At 35.5% G+C, this 19,391-nt stretch carries 25 protein-coding genes; 9 read left to right on the top strand and 16 right to left on the bottom strand.

All coding sequences use genetic code 11. The features are described from left to right. Positions 1–60 precede the first annotated feature (60 nt). Positions 61–2,238: a sensor domain-containing protein gene (locus HF876_RS04540; RefSeq protein WP_169358878.1), complete on the bottom strand. Its 2,178-nt coding sequence runs from the start codon at positions 2,236–2,238 to the stop codon at positions 61–63. 190 nt (positions 2,239–2,428) lie between these two features. Then, positions 2,429–3,817 (bottom strand): aldehyde dehydrogenase family protein, encoded by a 1,389-nt coding sequence (locus HF876_RS04535; protein ID WP_169358877.1) that lies wholly within the window; start codon positions 3,815–3,817, stop codon positions 2,429–2,431. A 313-nt stretch (positions 3,818–4,130) separates the two neighbouring features. On the opposite strand from HF876_RS04535, the gene HF876_RS04530 reads away from it, so the two are divergent. Then, positions 4,131–4,286 (top strand): hypothetical protein, encoded by a 156-nt coding sequence (locus tag HF876_RS04530; protein ID WP_169358876.1) that lies wholly within the window; start codon positions 4,131–4,133, stop codon positions 4,284–4,286. Between the two features lie 353 nt (positions 4,287–4,639). On the opposite strand, the gene HF876_RS04525 is transcribed toward HF876_RS04530, so the two are convergent. Continuing rightward, entirely contained in the window at positions 4,640–5,224 is a 585-nt protein-coding gene (locus tag HF876_RS04525) for a phosphatidylglycerophosphatase A family protein (protein WP_169358875.1), read from the bottom strand. 116 nt (positions 5,225–5,340) lie between these two features. Between HF876_RS04525 and HF876_RS04520 the strand changes: the two genes are divergently transcribed. Genes HF876_RS04520 through HF876_RS04510 form a run of 3 tightly spaced genes read left to right on the top strand, consistent with a single transcriptional unit; the run spans position 5,341 to position 7,066 of the window. After that, on the top strand, positions 5,341–6,063 hold the full coding sequence (locus tag HF876_RS04520; RefSeq protein ID WP_169358874.1) for an alpha/beta hydrolase: 723 nt from the start codon (positions 5,341–5,343) through the stop codon (positions 6,061–6,063). 56 nt (positions 6,064–6,119) lie between these two features. Further along, entirely contained in the window at positions 6,120–6,635 is a 516-nt protein-coding gene (locus HF876_RS04515; protein ID WP_169358873.1) for a YjcG family protein, read from the top strand. Positions 6,636–6,637: 2 nt separating this feature from the next. Next, on the top strand, positions 6,638–7,066 hold the full coding sequence (locus HF876_RS04510; protein WP_169358872.1) for a GNAT family N-acetyltransferase: 429 nt from the start codon (positions 6,638–6,640) through the stop codon (positions 7,064–7,066). 52 nt (positions 7,067–7,118) lie between these two features. Here HF876_RS04510 and HF876_RS04505 read toward each other — a convergent pair whose 3' ends face one another. From HF876_RS04505 to HF876_RS04475, 7 genes are all read right to left on the bottom strand, one after another. Beyond that, complete coding sequence (locus tag HF876_RS04505; RefSeq protein ID WP_169358871.1) at positions 7,119–7,430, bottom strand: hypothetical protein; 312 nt, start codon at positions 7,428–7,430, stop codon at positions 7,119–7,121. Between the two features lie 75 nt (positions 7,431–7,505). Further along, positions 7,506–7,751 (bottom strand): stage VI sporulation protein F, encoded by a 246-nt coding sequence (locus HF876_RS04500; protein ID WP_169358870.1) that lies wholly within the window; start codon positions 7,749–7,751, stop codon positions 7,506–7,508. Positions 7,752–7,785: 34 nt separating this feature from the next. After that, positions 7,786–7,959, bottom strand: coding sequence for a YjcZ family sporulation protein (locus HF876_RS04495; protein WP_169358869.1), 174 nt, complete (start codon positions 7,957–7,959; stop codon positions 7,786–7,788). Positions 7,960–8,023: 64 nt separating this feature from the next. Continuing rightward, entirely contained in the window at positions 8,024–8,389 is a 366-nt protein-coding gene (spoVAE, locus tag HF876_RS04490; RefSeq protein ID WP_169358868.1) for a stage V sporulation protein AE, read from the bottom strand. Between the two features lies 1 nt (position 8,390). After that, positions 8,391–9,398, bottom strand: coding sequence for a stage V sporulation protein AD (locus HF876_RS04485; RefSeq protein WP_346764030.1), 1,008 nt, complete (start codon positions 9,396–9,398; stop codon positions 8,391–8,393). Further along, on the bottom strand, positions 9,392–9,847 hold the full coding sequence (spoVAC, locus tag HF876_RS04480; RefSeq protein ID WP_169358867.1) for a stage V sporulation protein AC: 456 nt from the start codon (positions 9,845–9,847) through the stop codon (positions 9,392–9,394). The genes HF876_RS04485 and spoVAC overlap by 7 nt, the downstream gene beginning before the upstream one ends. Further along, entirely contained in the window at positions 9,847–10,236 is a 390-nt protein-coding gene (locus HF876_RS04475; protein ID WP_169358866.1) for a YhcN/YlaJ family sporulation lipoprotein, read from the bottom strand. Before HF876_RS04475 ends, spoVAC begins: the two co-directional genes overlap by 1 nt. 141 nt (positions 10,237–10,377) lie before the next feature. On the opposite strand from HF876_RS04475, the gene HF876_RS04470 reads away from it, so the two are divergent. After that, positions 10,378–10,899 (top strand): CotY/CotZ family spore coat protein, encoded by a 522-nt coding sequence (locus HF876_RS04470; RefSeq protein ID WP_169358865.1) that lies wholly within the window; start codon positions 10,378–10,380, stop codon positions 10,897–10,899. Positions 10,900–11,146: 247 nt separating this feature from the next. Here the strand turns inward: HF876_RS04470 and HF876_RS04465 are convergent, their stop codons facing one another. The 6 genes from HF876_RS04465 to HF876_RS04440 form a co-directional block, all read right to left on the bottom strand. Continuing rightward, entirely contained in the window at positions 11,147–11,533 is a 387-nt protein-coding gene (locus HF876_RS04465) for a hypothetical protein (RefSeq protein WP_169358864.1), read from the bottom strand. 52 nt (positions 11,534–11,585) lie between these two features. Beyond that, entirely contained in the window at positions 11,586–12,953 is a 1,368-nt protein-coding gene (gene mgtE / locus HF876_RS04460) for a magnesium transporter (protein WP_169358863.1), read from the bottom strand. Between the two features lie 220 nt (positions 12,954–13,173). Next, positions 13,174–14,088, bottom strand: a complete 915-nt coding sequence (locus HF876_RS04455; protein WP_346764029.1) for an RluA family pseudouridine synthase — start codon at positions 14,086–14,088, stop codon at positions 13,174–13,176. Beyond that, complete coding sequence (locus tag HF876_RS04450) at positions 14,088–14,891, bottom strand: NAD kinase (protein ID WP_169358862.1); 804 nt, start codon at positions 14,889–14,891, stop codon at positions 14,088–14,090. Before HF876_RS04450 ends, HF876_RS04455 begins: the two co-directional genes overlap by 1 nt. 18 nt (positions 14,892–14,909) lie before the next feature. Continuing rightward, the gene (yjbM, locus tag HF876_RS04445; protein ID WP_169358861.1) at positions 14,910–15,569 is read right to left on the bottom strand and encodes a GTP diphosphokinase; all 660 of its coding nucleotides are present in this window, start codon (positions 15,567–15,569) and stop codon (positions 14,910–14,912) included. A 28-nt stretch (positions 15,570–15,597) separates the two neighbouring features. After that, entirely contained in the window at positions 15,598–15,981 is a 384-nt protein-coding gene (locus tag HF876_RS04440) for a UPF0738 family protein (protein WP_169358860.1), read from the bottom strand. A 97-nt stretch (positions 15,982–16,078) separates the two neighbouring features. Here HF876_RS04440 and HF876_RS04435 point away from each other — a divergent pair, with 97 nt between their 5' ends. The 4 genes from HF876_RS04435 to HF876_RS04420 all read left to right on the top strand — a co-directional run bounded on the left by HF876_RS04435 (position 16,079) and on the right by HF876_RS04420 (position 18,629). Then, on the top strand, positions 16,079–16,654 hold the full coding sequence (locus HF876_RS04435) for a CYTH domain-containing protein (protein ID WP_169358859.1): 576 nt from the start codon (positions 16,079–16,081) through the stop codon (positions 16,652–16,654). Between the two features lie 48 nt (positions 16,655–16,702). Continuing rightward, on the top strand, positions 16,703–17,290 hold the full coding sequence (locus tag HF876_RS04430) for a lytic transglycosylase domain-containing protein (protein WP_240949626.1): 588 nt from the start codon (positions 16,703–16,705) through the stop codon (positions 17,288–17,290). Between the two features lie 125 nt (positions 17,291–17,415). Then, complete coding sequence (locus HF876_RS04425; RefSeq protein WP_169358857.1) at positions 17,416–17,814, top strand: globin domain-containing protein; 399 nt, start codon at positions 17,416–17,418, stop codon at positions 17,812–17,814. Then, positions 17,811–18,629: a ClpXP adapter SpxH family protein gene (locus HF876_RS04420; RefSeq protein WP_251556055.1), complete on the top strand. Its 819-nt coding sequence runs from the start codon at positions 17,811–17,813 to the stop codon at positions 18,627–18,629. The genes HF876_RS04425 and HF876_RS04420 overlap by 4 nt, the downstream gene beginning before the upstream one ends. The last annotated feature ends 762 nt before the right edge of the window (positions 18,630–19,391 follow it).

Below are 19,391 nucleotides of genomic sequence, written 5' to 3'. Positions count from 1 at the left end.
AATCCTCAAAATTGAAAGGGTTATCATCCAATTTATAAGGTTAAAAGATTCTCATGTCATCTATGTTTGTGAGGCCACAAGCTTAAAGCCAGGAACATCCTCCACACGAAGAGGCTTGGAATAATAGAAACCTTGGACAATTTCACAATTATGTAGCTTTAAAAACTGGATGACTTCCTCTGTTTCCACCCCTTCCGCTACTACTTCTAAACCAAGACTTTTGCCTATTTTTATAATAGAGGACACTATTACTTCGTCTCTTTTTTCTATGATCTGATTCATAAAGACTTGATCTATTTTTAAAGTGTGAATAGGGAGTTCCTTTAAATAACGGAAATTTGAAAAGCCGGAACCAAAATCATCCATTGCAATTCGAACACCGTGTTGTTTTAAATCCTCCAATATACTAGACAGCTTGCTTAGATTTTTCATTAGAATGTTTTCCGTAATTTCCAGTTCTAGATAATGTGCTGGAAGCCCAGTCTCATGAAGAATATATTTTACATTGGCTGTAAAGTCATTTTGATCTAACTCAACTGGACTTATATTCACAGATATTGTACTAAAAGACAATCCCTCTTTTAACCATTGTGTAGCTTGCTTACATGCTTCCTTAAGAACATACCTACCAATCGGAATAATTAGCCCTGTCTCTTCTGCAAATGGAATATACTCATTCGGCGGAATAATATTTTTTCCCTTTCTATTCCATCTAATAAGCGCTTCATAGCCTTGAACCTTGTTGGTAATTAGGTTTAATTTCGGTTGGTAGACTAGAAAGAATTCGTTCTTTTTAAGTCCCATCCGAATATCACTCTCTAAAGACAACTTATCTATATATCCTTTTTCATATTCAGATGTGTACAAGACTGCTGTTCTCTTCCCTTTATCTTTCGATTCATTTAACGCTAAGTCTGCAGCTCTATGTAAAGCATTATAACTATCTCCGTGTTCCGGAAAGCAGGAAATTCCAATAGAGCATGAAATGTATAGCTCCATTTCATGAATGCTAAAAGGCTTTTCAATTTCTTTTAATAACAGTTGGGCATTACTTAATGAGTCCCTACAAGAAAAATAGTTATCCTCCAAAAGAATAACAAACTCATCCCCACCCATCCTATAAATCTTGGCGCCTTCGTTATAGAATTTTTTCATTCTTTTAGAAACCTTTTGTAATAGCAGGTCTCCTGTAACATGACCTAATGAGTCATTAATATTTTTAAATCGGTCTAAATCAATATATAGAAAGCTAAACTTTTCCTTTAATTTTATCTTAAGCTGGATATCCCTATTTAATGCTGCAGTATTGTATGTATTTGTTAAGTGATCCTCGTACGCTAGCTCTGATAACTTCCTTCTAGTCTTTTCTATTTCCGTAATATCATTTCCTATTCCTATAGCGCCCATTATCTCACCTTCTTTTTCAATAGGTGAGATCGTGATATGAATACATTTAGGCCCAAACCACTCTTTATAAGAAACTTCCTTTCCTAAAAAGACCTTTGAAATATTCTGCTTAAGTCTATCAGATATTTCCTTAGGAAAATAATCCATCGTCCGATTAAAGGATAGAGATGTTTGTTCCGCAAACAGTTCATTGGAAGGATGAATCATCGGAATTCCTCTTTCCAAAAAGTACTCTGTTGCTATCTTTCCGGTTAGTAGGGTAAAATTCAACTCTTTATCTAATCTAAAAATTAAGTTGTTTACATGTCTCACTACAGTATCAAATGAATTAATGATATTATTCTTTAAACGTAGCTCATTTTCTTTTTCATGTGTTATATCTGTCCGAATACTTAAAAAGTATGTACCTTGTTCAATTGTATTAATAGGTAAAATATAAGTCTTCACCCAATACAATTGTCCATTTTTACGTTTGTTACATATTTCACCTTCCCAAGTTTGTCCATTAAGAATCGTTTCCCACAATTCTTCAAAAAATTCAGACGGGTGAGTGAAGGAATTAATAACTCGATGAGTTTTTCCGATTAATTCTTCACGAGAGTAACCAGAGATCTCCGTAAATTTGTCATTTACATATAATATTTTTCCAGCATGATCAGTTAAAGCAATTATCATGGTTTCATTTACTGCATAGCTCATCAGATTCATTTTATAAAATGTATCTTCAAGTTTTTCTTCCAGTAGGTTAATATTTGACAACGATTCTTTATGTAAAGCATCTTTTACTGTGAGCAATAAATCTTTGGACCCTGTTCCAAATATGGACTCCATTACTTGTCCTCCATTTTAAATTTATCGTAAAAACACAACTCCCTCAATTCAAATAGTAGTAAAAAAGATATAAATTGTCAATATAGCATTGATATAATTGGATTATGTAATGTCACGATTTGTCCATAAAATAATTATAACGCACTAAAGGTGCGACAATTTTATATCATCGCACCTCCAAAAAATACTATTATTTTAATAAACTTCTTACTAGCTTTATTTTGTTCTTATAAGGCGGGAATGCTACATTAAGAGGTATAGTCGTGCTCTTCTTCACAATAGATTTCTGATGAGTAAATAATTCAAAGCTCGCTAGTCCATGATATGCACCCATTCCAGAGTTTCCAACCCCACCAAAAGGTAAATGTGCACTACCTGCATGCATGATAGTATCATTTATACAACCGCCACCAAATGAAAGCTCTTCTAGGAAATAGTTTTGAGCTCCCTCATGCTCACTAAACATATAGGCAGCTAAAGGTTTAGGGAATTTTCTAATCTGACGAATAATATCAGGTAACTCTTTGTAAGTTATTACAGGTAAAATTGGTCCGAAAATTTCCTCCTGCATAGATGGACTAGAAAATTGTACACCATCTAGAATTGTAGGCTCTATATATAAATCTTCCTTGTCTGATTTTCCACCAAAAATAATCTGGTCCTTTTCTTGTACAATCATTTTTTGTAGTCGTTTAAAGTGGTTGGTATTAACTATCCTGCCGTAGTCTGTACTTTCTTGTACATTTTCTCCATAAAAATGATGAATGGCTTCCTGTAATTTTTCAATTAGCTTGTCTTTTACAGGCTCCTCTACTAATAAATAATCAGGTGCAATACAAGTTTGTCCGGCGTTCACTAATTTACCCCAAATAATACGTTTAGCGGCTAAATCTAAGTTAGCTGTATGATCGACAATAGCCGGGCTTTTCCCACCTAATTCTAAAGCAATAGGAGTGAGTCTTTTAGAAGCTGCTTCCATTACTACCTTCCCTACATTTACACTACCTGTAAAGAAAATAAAATCAAATGGAGCATGGATTAAAAGGGAAGTTTCTTCTTTTTCTCCTTCCACGACTCTTATATAATGCGGATGAAATGCCTCTGCAACAATCTTTTTCACTATATTAGTAGTGTGAGGAGTAGTTTCCGAAGGTTTAATCATGGCACAATTACCGCCAGCAATTGCACCAATCAACGGTTCCATTACTAATTGAAAAGGATAGTTAAATGGGGCAATAATTAATACAGTTCCATAGGGTTCACTAATAATCTGACTTTTAGATGGCATTAAGGCCATTGGAGTCTTCACCTGTTTAGGCTGCATCCAGTGCTCCAGGTTTTTATTCATATTTGAAATACTTTCATATATTAAGCCTATTTCTGTCGTATATGACTCAAACTCACTTTTTCTTAAGTCCTTATAAAGAGCTTCAATTACTTCAGCTTCATACTTCTTAATCGTTTTTTTCAATACTTCTAATTGTTCGATTCGAAACTTCGCGGATTTTGTTATGCCTGAGTAGTAAAAAGCGTGGTGCTCCTCTAACATAATATCCAACTGCTGTGAAGTAAATTTCACATAAATCATCTCCTCATCGACTTTGTTTTGTAGTAAAACTTCTTTAGTGCTAAAAGACCTTCTTGCTAAAGCATACTATTTTTTTCAAGTAGACGAAAGAAATTGGATTTTCTACCTAGTACATTAAATGATGCAAAAATGGCATACTACTTTTAAAGGATGAGTTATAAAGTAATCTTTTTAACCGTTCTTTAACCAATCCTGTCTTATGAAAAGTTTTAATTTCGTAATTAGTGTTTGATGGTGCAACAAATTGGGGTATATAAAAATCAAATGAATTATTTAAAAGCTTTTAAAAAGGAGAGGAAATATAATGACTGAAACTCAAACATGGTGGGAACCTATTTTTCAAGGACCAATGTCCATAGGCTTAAACAAGGAACGTTTACAAAATGAACTAGAAGAGGAAACTTTTTTATATTTCCAACAAAGTGACTCTACTATAACCGAGACAACTACAATCGAATAGATTATTTTCTAAAAGTCAATTTTTTATTTTGAAATAGTAATATATCGTAGTTACTTAGAACATGTAGGAGGAGAGTCCAATGATTCTCCTCCTTTTTATATGCAGATCAACGCTCTTATAAATTATATTCTTTACAATACTTTAGAAATAATGTATTTAATCATTTAATTGATAACATATAAACTCAAAATCATTCTATTTATATGAATGGAAAAGAGGGATAATAACTTCGCTTACAATCAAGTAAATTTACCAGTTAATAGGAGAAATAAATTGTACTAATAATTATTTAACTAAAAAGTCTGTGGACAAACTTCAATTTCAGTTTGTCCACAGACTTTCATACGACTATATTATGTTGTTGTACCTTTAATTTTAGTCTCTGGAGCTGTTTCTTCTGGTGCTATATCTTCAAAGGTTTCATTTGCTTCTTCTAAGTCTCTTGTTCGGTGAGCGAGACGAGATGCTGCGCTAGCAGCGATACTTGCAACTAAATCATCTAAAAAGGTATGAATACTTCCACCCTTCTTTGTATCTAGTTTAGATATAATACCTATTTTATTCTTGTCTAGATGCCCAAACGTGGTGACGGCTATACTTCCGTATGTAAATACAGCGCCTAATGCGATTGTTTCATCTACTCCGAACAAACCTTCATCTGCTTCTACAATTTGCTGAAGAGGAGCAGAAAGCATTTTCTTCTCAGCAAGCTCATCTAATTCAATACCAACTAAGATGGCATGCTGCATTTCTCTTTTTTTCATGACACTCTTGATCGACTCAATACAATGTTCAATTGTTAATCCTTTATTATAAGGAAACTGCATTTCATACACGATTTTAGCAACCTCTTCGATGGTAACCCCTCTACGTTTTAAGGCATCTAACGTGGCTTGCTCTACTGTTCTCGAATGCACTCTTAATGATTCATTTTCCAAAAAAATAACCTCCTTATAATCTAACAATGTAAAACAATCCTTGTGAACTCCTCTTATTATACCTCTTTACCAGTATATGATACAATTTCTATATAACATGACAACGAGGTGTAAATATGAATCGAGGCACATTACAAGATACAACAATTTACAGTAAAGCGTTAGATGAAGAGATCCAGTTATTAATTTATTTACCTCCCAATTATTCACCATTATACAAATATAGTGTTTTAATCGCATCAGACGGAAAAGACTACTTTCAGCTTGGCAGAATATCCCGGATTGCAGATGAGTTATACGAAAACCGGGAAATAGAAAACTTAATAATTGTGGGCGTGCCTTATAAAAATGTAAAAGATCGCCGAAGTAAATATCATCCAGAGGGAGAGCAGCAGCTTGCGTATTCACGGTTTATAGCACAAGAGCTAGTTCCTTATATTGATGAAAATTATCCCACTTATCAAATTGGAATGGGGAGAGCTCTAATAGGTGATTCACTGGCAGGAACAATTTCTTTACTTACTGCTCTAAGATATCCAAACACCTTTGGCAAGGTCATCCTTCACTCCCCTTTGGTTAATGAAGAAATATTAGAAAAAGTGGAAAATCATAAAGAAGTAAGTGCTTTTTCCATTTATCAAGTAATAGGAAATGAAGAAACAGCAGTTAAAACGGGAGACGGACTACTCACCGATTTCCTTACACCTAATCGACAACTGCATGATATGCTAAAAAATAAAGGAGTTTCTACCTTTTACGACGAATTAAATGGAGACCATACATGGAAGCTTTGGCAGCCAGATATTAAAAGATCTCTGCTAAACAATTTCAGTCTGTAGGGTATTTTTGATATAATAGAAATATATTGTAAGATAATTATAAGGAGGTCATGATTATGAAATACGGTATTGTTGCTTTTCCATCAAAAAAGGTACAAGATTTTGCAAACTCTTATAGAAAGCGTTATGATCCCCATTATGCCCTAATTACTCCTCATATGACATTGAAGGGAGTTTTTGAGGCAGATGAAGCCCAAATTAAAACAATAGCTGACCATATTAATGATATAGCTAAAAAACATAAGCCTTTTACTATGAAAACTACAAAGGTAAGTTCTTTTGCACCTGTAACAAATGCCATCTATTTTAATGTTCAATCTACTCCAGAGCTAGAGAAGCTTCATGAGGATTTAAATTCTATTGAATTTCATGATGACGAAACGTATTCATTTGTTCCTCATATTACTATTGCACAAAAACTTAGTGGAAGTGAACACGACGATATTTTACCTCAATTAAAAATGATTGGTGCACAGTTTGAGGAAGAAATTGACCGAATTCACCTGTTGTACCAATTAGAAGACGGTTCATGGACCGTATATGAAACATTTAGATTGTCTGGAGCTGAGTAAACTTGGTATTTGCAAAAATTGTTGAAACAGAGAAAGAATATGAGGATGCTATTCATATAAGAAGAAAAGTATTCGTAGAGGAACAAGATGTTCCTCTACATTTAGAGTTAGACGAATATGATATGAAATCGACGCATTTTGTAGCCTATGATGGAGACACTCCTTTTGGAGCTGGCCGCATCCGTATTGCAGAGCCCCATGTCGGTAAAGTAGAGAGAGTATGTATCTTACCAGAGTACAGAGGGAAGCATTTAGGTAACTTGATGATGGATTGTATGGAGAAATATGCATTGGATCATCAATTTAAAAAGCTAAAGCTTAATGCTCAAAGTCAGGCACTACCTTTTTATGAAAAAAGAGGGTATACTATTACGTCCCCAGAATTTCTGGAGGCTAATATTCCTCACCGAGCTATGGAAAAAGAATTATAATCCTACATAAGCAAAACCCGCTAACATACCGTTAGCGGGTTTTACTTTTTGCTTAAATATAGGTATTTACAAAATGACCTTTACCTGATATTTCTGCAATAATAGGTGATAAATTGACGGGGTTAGGTTGGATAAAGCCTTTGTATAATGGCAAGCTAGAAAGTTCCTTATTACCCGATAATTGCTTCTCTTCTTTTTGTTCTACGTCTTCATTTTGTTGAAGGTTTGTTAAGTGATTATCAAAAAGTGATTTCATTTTAACTGATTGAACATTGCTGATTTGAGCAAAATTATATTCTTCCATTTGCATTCGATTAGCATAAATTTGTGACTGCAAAGGTTGAACTGGAATAATATACCCCATTCTTATCCACCTCCATTATAAACTCTATGCTCTTTACCCCATTTGAAATTACCTTAAACCTCTTTTTTAAAAAAATTACAACATTTTTTCAATATCAGTTAAACTGATGGAACTTCCTTTTTGGAGGATAGAGTTCGTCAGCTGATCTTCTAATTCTTTAGAAACAGGTTTGTTAGCTACCCTGCCTACTTTTCTTACGATTTTTCTAACTTGATGTTCATCAGTAAAATCCGCATTTGAAATAGCGTTAGCTAATGTAAAAAGCTGATCCATTGATACGCCAGTTTTATTCTCAATCGCTCTAAAAAAAGAATTTTGCATGTATTTTCCCCCTCGCATTATTTATATCCAGGTGTTAAGGGAGAAAGGTGCTTCCTACTATTATTAAAAGAATGAATAACACTACAAGCAGAACAAATGCGTTAGAACCTTGAAAACCACCGTATCCTCCACCATCATAACCTCCGCCATAGCCATAGCCGTAACCACCACCATAGCAAAAACTTTCGCCACCACAATAGCCGTACATATCTTTCCCCCCTTCCTTTCAACTTATAGTATGCAAAGGGGTAAGAGGAAGTAGGGCATTTTAATTAGTACGTGGTTTTCCGTTTCTGAAATATAAAGGCTCCAATGATACCAAATAAGATTGCTGCGCTAATACCTGAACTAGTGACTTCAAACATTCCTGTTATTACTCCAACTAATCCGTGCTTCTCGGCTTCGGCCAACGCTCCATGAGTTAATGAGTTTCCAAAAGAGGTAATTGGTATAGTTGCACCAGCTCCTGCAAAATCGATTAGAGGCTCATATAAACCAAATCCATCTAGAATCGATCCTGAAACAACTAATCCACTTAACGTATGGGCCGGCGTAAGCTTAAATGCATCCATTAAGATTTGCCCAACTACACATATTAATCCACCTACTACAAAAGCTGTAATTAATGATGATATCATATTATCCCTTCTTCTCCATTCGACATTCTATGGCATGTGCTATACAAGGGATTGTTTCCCCTTGTTGATAAGTTAAAGGGGACAATAGAGCCCCTGTAGCTACTAACAATACTCGGTTAAACGTTCCTTTTTTAAGTTGACTATAAATATGGCTAAAGAATACGGAGGCGGAGCAACCTGGACCGCTCGCACCTGCATTAAAGAATTGATTGTCTCCATAAAATTGGGCACCGGCATCCTGTAAAATAACTCCACTATTCTCGTCTTGGAACATTTCTTTTAATATAGAAAGACCTATTTTTCCAAGATCGCCCGTCATAATTAGATCATAGTCAGTCATTTTGCTATTCGTATTTTTCAGATGCCTTTCAATTGTATCTCTCGCAGCAGGAGCCATTGCAGCTCCCATATGAAGCGGGTTCGATTGCTGGCCATCCACAACTCTGCCCATAGTAGCATGAGTAATATAAGGAGCATTTTTAGCCTTACTTTGTAATAATGCATAAGCAGCTGCGGTTACTGTCCATTGAGCTGTTTTTGGTTTCTGTGCTCCGTATTCTAATGGATATCTAAACTGTCTTTCTACTGAAGGGTGATGACTGGAGGCGCCGGCAAGAACATTCTTAGCATTTCCAGACTCTAGCATAAGAGATCCAATGATAACTGCCTCCATTGAACTCGCACATGCAGAAAAAACACCAAAATAAGGAATAGCAAGCTTTCTTGCAGCAAAGTTAGAAGGCGACATTTGATTTACTAAGTCCCCTCCGATTAGCAAGTCAATATTATCCATTTTTTCATGTGCTTTTTTTACTGCCGTAGAACAGGCCTTTTCAATAAACCGACTTGCTGCCTGCTCATATGTTTCATTTGTTTCTTTTTCAGTTTCCAGTATTTCATCAAAACCCTCGGCAAATGGACTTGATTTTTCGACCGGACCAGCTATTATTCCGGCACTTGCAATACTAGGTCGTTGTGTAAATGAAATCGTTCCACCGGTATTTACCACGAAACCACTCCTAATTTAACTAAAATAGTTTTAACTAACGCTACTAAAAAGGCGGAAAGTACACCAAATACAATAACAGATCCTGCAAGCTTAAACATATTACCACCTACACCTAATACATACCCCTCTGTCTTATGCTCGATTGACGCTGAAATTACAGCATTACCAAATCCAGTAACAGGGACCGCTGATCCCGCTCCTCCAAACTGAGAGATTTTTTTATATAAACCTGTCCCTGTTAAGATCATGGCGATAAAGATCATCGTTGCTACGGTCGGATTACCAGCAGTCTTTTCAGTAAAAGGAAAAAAACGTATATAAAAAAAAGTAATTAGCTGTCCAACCGTACAAAATATTCCTCCAACTAGAAATGCTTTAAGACAGCTCATAAATAATGGGGCCTTAGGGGTTTGCTTATCGACGATTTTTTGAAATTGTTTTTGATCCATCATGTCTCTTCCTTCGATAGGGATTTAATGTCATTAATTGACTTTTTTAATTCGTCATTTTTCTTCTTCTTTTCTACTATTTTTTCTATTTCCCATTTAATTTTTATATCTCCTGTAACGATTACTTCTTTATCTGGAAACTCTTTTTCAATTGCTTTTTTTACTTCATCTTCTATTTTAACTTTTTGGAAACGTTTGAACCTCGGAATATCTATTGCAACAACAACATCATTGTTATCAATTACACTTTGATATCCGGCAATCTTATCCTGCACCTTAAGGACTTGCTCAAGTTTTGAGGTATCTCTGTCCGAATACACCTGATCTTTAGGGCTAGAACAAGCCGTCAATAATAAAGACAACAGTAGAATATACACTATTTTGCGCATTAGGCTTTTTGCTCCTCTTTTTTTAGGTTAGTATGTACGCAGACTTTTTAAATATACAAATGGAACTGAGCTATTTGCCCTTGTTCAATTAGAACCCTTTACATAAATTACTAAAGAAAGAAGCAAAGGAGGTGAAACAAAATGGGTTGTGGAAAAAATAATCACCCTGCTCCAAGTCCTTCGACTGGAAACTGTGTATGTGATGTTGTGCAAGCAATAGCAGATATTCAAGCACAAGCTGTAACTGATTGTGGATCTTGCCCGACTAGCTGTTTTTTAGAGCCACTAGGAGGTCTAGTTAGTCCAGTAAATAACCGTGCAGATACTCGTGTATTTATGCTTTTGAATAAGGATGGCACGCCATTCTCTTCTTTATTTAGATATACAGCTCCTGGAACTACTACACCGCAATGTGGCGTTTCAATATTCTTCAGAGTTGAAGAAGTATTTGATAATTGCTGTGCCACTTTACGTGTTTTAGCACCATTATCTACAGTTGGTGGAACTACTATCGTTGATTTCTTAGATGGTACTACACTTGATATAGGAAGCTTCTGTGCTGTTAATGATTGGGATGCAACAACAAACTGTGTGACTGTGGACTTAAGCTGCTTCTGTGCGATTCAATGTGTAGCGGATGTATTCTTAGATATTTGTGACTGATCGTCTTTCAATATTGTAGTGTCTTTTCCGTTCGGCTAACTCACCGAACGGTTTTTTTATGTTTAGAAAATCTTACTTTTACTACATAAGCAAATACTAAAAGGTTATTCGAAACACCCCTCTGAGAAAGCGGCAGCAAACGCACTCGTCAGCGAATTGCTCCCAAAGAAAAACAGAAATACAACATTTATCGTTTACTTTTACGGTAGGCTACAAAAAAAAGCTACCTATATAAGGTAGCCTTAAACTATTTCAATATACTTCCACGCCAAAATATTTTCTTTACTTGATGCACGGGATACGTCTCTATGCTCTCGCCATTGATACTAAATATTACCTGTTCATCGGTCACTTCTTGCACTTCACCTTGAATAATACTCCCATCGGCCATATGAAAGCTTAATGGACGATAAACTTTCCGTTGAAATGGCTTAGATAAAAATTTCAGTTTTTCAAAAATAGCATTATTTTTTGCTGACATTGTATTTTTTATCTCATAAATAGAAGTACTTTCCTCTTCTATAATTGTCTCATCTACTACTATTTCTACTTCCTCCTTGGAGCGTATCTGTGGAGGAAGATGGAAAACAGGGGGACCGGATATATAAAGTATAGGATCATTTAAAGAGCTCATGGGCACATCCTTTTTTCCTTTACTTTATGCCAAAAAGTTTGGATTGGTGAATCTATAAAGAAGATATAAACAGTGTTGCTAAGCCCAAATAAATTAAAATACTAACTAGGTCATTAATAGTCGTTATAAATGGCCCTGAAGCTACCGCAGGATCGATTTTCAACCGATGAATAAGTAAGGGTATAAAAGATCCGCCAAGCGTTGCAAAAAAGATAGAGCCAAAAATTGCTGCTCCTACAAGCATTCCAATTAACAGATCCTGTTTCCAGAAGTAAATGACCCCTATAACTAGTAAGCCACATATTAACCCTGTTATTAGACCTGTTCCTGCTTCACGAAATAATAGCTTCGTTTTACTTTGTTCCTCAATATCACCTGTTGCAATTCCTCGAACTGCTACAGCGAGAGCCTGAGTTCCACTGTTACCAGCCATCCCCGCAATTAAAGGAATAAACACAGCAAGCAGAGCTACCTTATCTAGTGTTTGTTCGAAAATACTCATAAGATTTGCTGTCATCATACCTAAGAAAAGAAGTATAACTAGCCATGGCAATCTTTTTCTTGCAGCAGAAAATGGCCCTTTATCGAAAGTATCCATGTCAGAAACCGCAGCAAGCTTAGAATAATCATCAGAAGCTTCTTCATCCAATACATCGATAATATCATCTACTGTTACAATTCCGAGTAAATGGTTCTCAAAGTCTAGAACAGGAACCGCTAAAAAATTGTAATCTTTGATCATTCGAGCAACCTCTTCTTGGTCCTCATTTACTAGTACACTAACAACACGTTCATTCATAATATCTTTTATCAGGGTATCTTCATCCGCTACTATTAAATCCCTTAAGGATATTACTCCAGAAAGTCGATGAGCTTCGTCTACTACAAATAAATAATAAATGGTCTCTGCATCAGGAGCTGCATTTCTTAAAATGGTCATTGCAGAACGACAGGTTGAGTTTTCTGGAATTGCTACATATTCTGTAGTCATGATAGACCCAGCAGTATATTCCTCGTAATGTAGCAAATCTTTTATTTCCTGAGCAGATTCCTTATCCATAATATTTAAGTAGCTAGCAACCTGGGCATCCTCAAGTTCGTTTAAGACGTCTACTGCGTTATCAGCAAACATATAGGAAAGCATATCAGCTGCGTATGTCGTATCCATTTCTTTTAAGTAAAATTCATAAAGCTCTTCATCAAACTTGTTTGCTTCAAAAAGCTCTGCCATCTCTTTTGGAGAAAGATAATGAAAGATTTTCTGTCGCAGCTCTGGCTCTACCTTCTCAAAAAATAATGATTGATCATATGGATGTAGCTCCATAAAAATTTCTCTAAATTCATCCATAGAATCTGCAAGTAAAAAATGAATTAAATTTGATTCCTCTAATTCTAATAAATCCATCTTTTCTTCTCTCATATCTTTCCCTCCCCTCGGCATTTATCCTTTACTATTGTAAGACCACTATTTTTATTAAGCAACTGCTTTCTTTATTTGGTAAAAAAGTTACATCAATATATTATTCCCCGGGAAATCATACTAAAACTAAATGTAAAAGAATTCTTATCAAAATGAAACAAGGGCAGCGATTTAATCCACTCCCTTGTTTTCGTTAGTTATTCATTTTAGATTATTTCATTCATTTATCTATCGTAGCTTTTTCTAAAACCGCTGCTATATCCATTGGATATTCATCTTCTATCGTTAAAGCTTGCTTTGTAAATGGATGCACCAATTTTAGTTGCTTAGCATGTAACGCCTGGCGAGGCATTATAGCCAAACTTCCTCCATAAAGATCATCACCAATTAGCGGATGCCCCACTGACATCATATGTACTCTTATTTGGTGAGTTCTACCGGTGAAAAGCTTTAACCTAACATGCGTTAAATTTTCACCATTAACAGTAAATCTCTTGATTACTTCTACAGACGTTTTAGCTTGCTTACCTTCTGGGTCAATTCTTCTCTCAATTATACTGGTATCCTTTCGACCTATGGGAGCATCGATAAGGAAAGAATCTTGTTCTACACTGCCATGAACAATTGCCTCATAGGTTCTAAAAATAGATCCGGCCTTTTGCATTTCACTCATTAAGTGATGAGCATGACGATGCTTTGCAATACAGACTATGCCCGACGTATCCTTGTCTAGCCTAGTAACAATATGTACGGTAGAGACAGATGAGTTTTTTTCAAGATAACCAGCTATTCCGTTTGCTAATGTACCATTCGGATGCTCACGGGAAGGAATTGTACTCATTCCAGATTTTTTTGAGATAACAAGTAAGTGTTCATCTTCAAATAAAATAGGAAAGCACATTTCCTCGGCTATTAATCCTTCACTTTTCTTCTCCTTAGGAAACACAATCGTAACAATGTCACCCTTTTCAAGTATATGTCTCACCGTTTTTTCTTCCCCATTTACTATAATTTGACCGCCTTCAAACTTAATACTAGTAAGGGCTTTTTTGGATATGCCATATTGGCTAATCGCTTCTCTTAATAGAAGTGATTTATCCACAGTGAAAGAAAGCTGTATTCTATTTTCCATCATTATTTTAAGTCACTATCTATAAAGCTGTCATGCACTCTAGTCCAAAAAGGAAAGGCACGGAATCTAGCAAAACGAACTTTTTCTTCTGCAACCTTATATTCAATGGATGCAACATCCTTATGTAGCAAGTGTAGATGATCGACAGTAACCATAAAATCTGGACCGTTAACTGGTCTCAGCAAACAAGTATGATGCTTAGGCAACACTAAAGAAGAACCAACCGTACGGAACACACGATTATTAATCGAAGCAATTTCAGCTAGCTGCATAGCCTCTAAAGAAGGATGTACTATTGCTCCCCCTAGCGCTTTATTGTACGCAGTACTTCCGGATGGGGTCGACATACATAAACCATCTCCTCTAAACCTCTCAAACAAGCTCCCATTTAGCTCCACATCCATCACAAGGGTAACGTCTGGAGATTTCACAGTAGATTCGTTTAACGCCAAATAAACAGAGCTATCCTCTCCATGCTTATAGTTAATCGTTACTTCAAGTAATGGATATTCGATAACTTTAAATTCTTTCTTGGCAATACTAATAACTAGTTTTTCTATTTCTGACGGTTTCCAATCCGCATAAAAACCAAGATGCCCTGTGTGAATACCAACAAATGCAACAGAATCAGTCATATGCTTGTACTTATGAAAAGCATGCAATAATGTTCCGTCACCACCGATGGAAAGAACTATGTCAGGATTTTCTTCGTTCAACTTTAATCCGAAATCTGTAAGATACATTTTAGCAGTTTCCATTAATTCATTGGATAGTTCATCATTTCGAGACTGTATAAAGAAATTCATTGTACCACGGCCTCTCTTTTATATTTTTTCTTCTTTTATGTGAGGTGAGGATTGTTCTTTGTTCTCGCTAAAATATTTTTGTGCTTCCTGAATTTCACCTCGAATTAGTGACATTTCTTCATCTAAACGAAATGCTGCTTCTGCAGCGTACTGCAGCCTGGTTTTAATTTCTTCTGGAAACACGCCTTTATATTTATAATTTAACGAATGCTCTATGGAGGCCCAAAAATTCATTGCTAATGTACGAATTTGAATTTCCGCTAATATATTAACCTCACCGTGAATTGTCTGTACAGGGTATTCAATGATGACATGAAAGGATCGATAGCCACTTTGCTTTTTATGACTAACATAATCTCTTTCTTCAATAATAGTCATATCTTTTCTACTACGAAGTAATTGTATGACGGTTTCTATATCATCTACGAATTGACACATCATGCGAAGTCCAGCAATGTCCGGAATTTCTCTTGCAAGTGTTGCAGAAGGTTCAAAAACGATTCCCTTTTCTAATGACTTATCATATATACTAGCCAGTGGTTTAACCCGACCAGTTACAAATTCAATAGGAGAGTTAGTATTCTCAATATCAAATTGAGTCCGCATACCTTTCATTTTAACTTTTAACTCATCAACTGCCTGCTTATACGGCTCTAAAAAACGTTCCCATTGGCCCATACTACTAAACCTCCACTTTGAACACTTATTATACGTTTAAAATTTCTTTAAAAGCATTTTCAACGGCTTGAGCAAACTCTAGTCCGTAGTTATCATTTCCTTCTATATTGAAAATTAGCATTTCTAACTCTTCTTTAAACTTCACTAAAACGATTCTTTGGTCGCCAATTTGTAAAGTAGGATCCTCGGTAGCTTTTAAAGTATTAACTAGTAATGGCCATACATCCTGACCAAATTTAAGATAGTGATATTCGCTATCTCCTTCTAATAAATATACGAAAGCTAAAGAATCAGAATCTGTGATCATTTGTCCGCCAGCTTTTATATTTAACCCTTTAGGCACATCCTCTAAAGTAAACCGAATATCATTTTCTAGTTGCACGCCACTTTGTACTTGAAATGTAATAGGCAAAACACATCGTTCCCTTCTGTCTATTCTGTAACTATTTTAACATATTGAAACTCATTGGAAACCGTCTATAATGAAATAATATGAAAGGTGTGAGACTATGTTATCTGAACAAGAGATTGAATTTAAAAACTTATTAACGAAAGAAGAATTCATGAGTTTGACAGACTTTTTCCATATCGAGCCTAAGCATTTTCAAAGTCAAATAAACTATTATTTTGATACACCTGACCAATATTTTAAAAATAATCATATGGGCTTTCGCTTAAGAGTGTTGGAAGATCGAAATGAACTTACCCTAAAATCACCAGTAAAAAAGCACGTGATGAATGAGCAAACAATTTTAGTAACGGATGAGCAAAGAGATTTAATCATTAACCAAGCAATTTTTCCTTCTATCGCTTTCATTGATGAGCTGATTGCTTCTAAATCCCTTTCTTGCTTTGGTAGTATAGAGACTAATCGTGCTCAATTGAAGCTGGAGGAAGGCATACTTTTCTTAGACCACTCCTCATATAGTCATACTGAAGATTATGAGGTAGAATATGAAAGTAAAGATGTCGAAAAAGGGCAAAAATTCTTTTATGAATTATTGAAAAAACATCAAATCCCCCTTCGTTCGACCGATAAAAAGATTGCACGTCTTGTAAAGGCTATGAATTCTTTGAAAGGTTGATGCTTTATAGATATAAAGTCACTAAAAACGTTAATGGATATTAATGCCATGCAAACATTGGGAAGTGTCCAAAGTTCTCAAACTAACAACGCTTCTTCCCTTTTTTCAGAAATGCTTGGACAGGTTCTACAAGAAACATCTATTGGGGGTCCCACAACTACTTTCGATTCCCTTTTCTATAGTGGTGACTCACCTGTTTATATACCCGAAAACGGTATAAATAATTCCTACCAGTCTATGAAAGTTTCTGTGGGTAACCCCTCATCAATAGAAGAAATCATAAACAAAGCTTCTGACGCATATAATGTGCCAGCAAAATTAATTTCTTCTGTCATCAAACAAGAGTCGAATTTTAATCCTAGTGCAATTAGCTCTGCTGGGGCATCTGGCTTAATGCAACTTATGCCAGGCACAGCTAAGTATTTAGGTGTACAAAACATTCTGGATCCAGAGCAAAACATCATGGGTGGAACAAAATACCTGAAACAGATGTTAGAGCAATTTGATGGTAATATAGAAAAAGCGCTGGCCGCTTATAATGCCGGACCAGGATCAGTTAAAAAATTCGACGGAATTCCTCCCTATAAGGAAACAGAAAATTATGTGAAAAAAGTTCTAAATAATTTCTTAGCTTGACGTATAAACGACCGCCAAAATTGGTCGTTTTTTCTATATTGTTTCTGATTACAGTCTAATTGTTTGAGATATTCGTATTTGATTGCTAAAATGTATTTAGTGCTAAAGCAAAGGAGTAAACAACTATGACCCAGAAGCCGATTTTACCATATGACGAGATAGGTGCAGATAAATTATCACTCCTTGTTGATACGTTTTATAGCAAAGTAGCAAAACATCCAAAGCTAAAGCCAATATTTCCTGAAGATTTAACGGAAACAGCGCGTAAACAAAAACAATTTTTAACCCAATACCTTGGGGGACCAAACATATATTCGGAAGAACATGGCCATCCCATGCTAAAGATGCGCCATAACCCTTTCTCTATCACACCAGAACGTGCAGAAGCTTGGCTCAGCTGTATGTCAGATGCAATGGACGAAGTCGAACTTGATGGAAAGGTGCGTCATGATTTATATAGAAGACTTGTACTTACTGCCAACCACATGGTCAATCAAATGAGTCATGAGGAGGAAAAGATGTGACAAGAATACAAATTCCTGTTGAGCCGATCAATGCTCCTATTACAAACAAGCCACTTGAAATGTATATGTTTTTAGATCCGCTTTGTTCTGCTTGTTGGGATTTGCAACCGATTATTAGAAAATTACAAGTGGAGTATGGGCAGTACTTTACTATTCGAACAGTGCTTAGTACAAGACTAAACAATTTAAATACTGCCTGCGTTTTATCCAAAGGAACAGTTGAAGATGATATCAACTATCCATATATTCAGCATTCTGTATTGCCTTCTATTGCAGTAAAAGCAGCTGAATTTCAAGGAAAAAAAGCTGGACTTCGTTTTTTTAATAAAATACAGGAATATCTATTCCTTCAAACAAAAAATGTAACTTCTTTTTCGGTATTACAAGAGCTTGCATATGAAGCGAAAATTGATGTAGAGGAATTTACACGTGACTTCCAGTCTCAGGAATGTTTACGCTCCTTCCAAAGTGATTTATCCATCACTTGTGAAATGGAAGTTGATACGTTCCCAACGGTTGTATTTTTTAATGAAAATATTGAAGATGAAGGCATCAAAATTTCTGGCACTTATCCTTATGATATATATGTACAAATTTTACAGGAGATGTTAAATACTTCTCCCAAAAGACAAGATCCACCCGGACTTGATAAATTATTAAATCGATTTCATTCATTGACTACTAAGGAAATAGCTGATTACTACGGTTTAACGATGCAACAAGCTGATTATGAATTAAAAAAGCTTTTATTGCGTCAAGAGGTTGAAAGAGTTGTACTTCCAAATCTAGTAGTTTGGCGTTTAAAAAATAGATAAATAGATTATTCATCGGCTGTAAACACTTGTTTACAGCCTTTTATTATGTAAGAAAGGGCTTTTCCCCTCGTTTTCTGCATTAGGGCTGAGTTCCCGTTGAAATGAGTGATAGCTACTACCATAACAACTTTGCTGTGTTATCTACTTTTTAGATTCTATAAAAGGCTATGTTAAAGGGTAAGGGAGATTTATGATGCTAAGAAATCTTAAATAAGAGATAGAATTGATTTCCGCCCCAGCCGGACGCTTTCCTCAGGGTGAGCGATAAGCCATCACCCAACACGTAGGAGTCGGCATCTGGCACTCCAGTTAAAAAAGCCCTATTTAATAAATTACTTGCATAAATAAAGCCGAAAAAATCACTCCAGCCACACTTCATAATCAATTTATATTTTTAATAGTCGTTTAATTTACAGTCGGTATAAAAAAGAAAAGTTTAGTCAAAATTGACCGATAACTTTACCATAGCCAAAAGAAAAAACCCTTTCCTCAATTAGGAAAGGGTTTTTTACAAAGGGGATGGGAGAAATGTTCACGTTCAAACAAAGGGGTGTATGTTATCTTGTGATTTATTTCACACTCTTACTTTAGCATGCTCCAGTAATAAAAACAACTCCTTGTACTTCACTTTCACAAATTCGTCAAACATTATCCCAGAATTTATAATTTCTATTCTAAAGTAAAAGAGGCTGGGACAAAACTAGCTTCTAATATTGGAAAAAGAGAAATTGAGCTCACTCAATTTCTCTTTTTCCTTATTTT

Source organism: Psychrobacillus sp. BL-248-WT-3, from assembly GCF_012843435.1.
Classification (GTDB): Bacteria; Bacillota; Bacilli; order Bacillales_A; family Planococcaceae; genus Psychrobacillus.
Note: the sequence above shows the minus strand (reverse complement) of the source record. Positions and strands in the feature narration are given on the sequence as shown.

Bases quoted from the DNA above. Each gene is read 5' to 3' on its own strand.
- HF876_RS04540 (WP_169358878.1), bottom strand. From the start codon at position 2,238: ATGGAGTCCATATTTGGAACAGGGTCCAAAGATTTATTGCTCACAGTA.
- HF876_RS04530 (WP_169358876.1), top strand. From the start codon at position 4,131: ATGACTGAAACTCAAACATGGTGGGAACCTATTTTTCAAGGACCAATG.
- HF876_RS04520 (WP_169358874.1), top strand. From the start codon at position 5,341: ATGAATCGAGGCACATTACAAGATACAACAATTTACAGTAAAGCGTTA.
- HF876_RS04515 (WP_169358873.1), top strand. From the start codon at position 6,120: ATGAAATACGGTATTGTTGCTTTTCCATCAAAAAAGGTACAAGATTTT.
- HF876_RS04505 (WP_169358871.1), bottom strand. From the start codon at position 7,430: ATGGGGTATATTATTCCAGTTCAACCTTTGCAGTCACAAATTTATGCT.
- HF876_RS04500 (WP_169358870.1), bottom strand. From the start codon at position 7,751: ATGCAAAATTCTTTTTTTAGAGCGATTGAGAATAAAACTGGCGTATCA.
- HF876_RS04495 (WP_169358869.1), bottom strand. From the start codon at position 7,959: ATGTACGGCTATTGTGGTGGCGAAAGTTTTTGCTATGGTGGTGGTTAC.
- spoVAE (WP_169358868.1), bottom strand. From the start codon at position 8,389: ATGATATCATCATTAATTACAGCTTTTGTAGTAGGTGGATTAATATGT.
- spoVAC (WP_169358867.1), bottom strand. From the start codon at position 9,847: ATGGATCAAAAACAATTTCAAAAAATCGTCGATAAGCAAACCCCTAAG.
- HF876_RS04475 (WP_169358866.1), bottom strand. From the start codon at position 10,236: ATGCGCAAAATAGTGTATATTCTACTGTTGTCTTTATTATTGACGGCT.
- HF876_RS04470 (WP_169358865.1), top strand. From the start codon at position 10,378: ATGGGTTGTGGAAAAAATAATCACCCTGCTCCAAGTCCTTCGACTGGA.
- HF876_RS04465 (WP_169358864.1), bottom strand. From the start codon at position 11,533: ATGAGCTCTTTAAATGATCCTATACTTTATATATCCGGTCCCCCTGTT.
- mgtE (WP_169358863.1), bottom strand. From the start codon at position 12,953: ATGAGAGAAGAAAAGATGGATTTATTAGAATTAGAGGAATCAAATTTA.
- HF876_RS04455 (WP_346764029.1), bottom strand. From the start codon at position 14,088: ATGATGGAAAATAGAATACAGCTTTCTTTCACTGTGGATAAATCACTT.
- HF876_RS04450 (WP_169358862.1), bottom strand. From the start codon at position 14,891: ATGAATTTCTTTATACAGTCTCGAAATGATGAACTATCCAATGAATTA.
- yjbM (WP_169358861.1), bottom strand. From the start codon at position 15,569: ATGGGCCAATGGGAACGTTTTTTAGAGCCGTATAAGCAGGCAGTTGAT.
- HF876_RS04435 (WP_169358859.1), top strand. From the start codon at position 16,079: ATGTTATCTGAACAAGAGATTGAATTTAAAAACTTATTAACGAAAGAA.
- HF876_RS04430 (WP_240949626.1), top strand. From the start codon at position 16,703: ATGCAAACATTGGGAAGTGTCCAAAGTTCTCAAACTAACAACGCTTCT.
- HF876_RS04425 (WP_169358857.1), top strand. From the start codon at position 17,416: ATGACCCAGAAGCCGATTTTACCATATGACGAGATAGGTGCAGATAAA.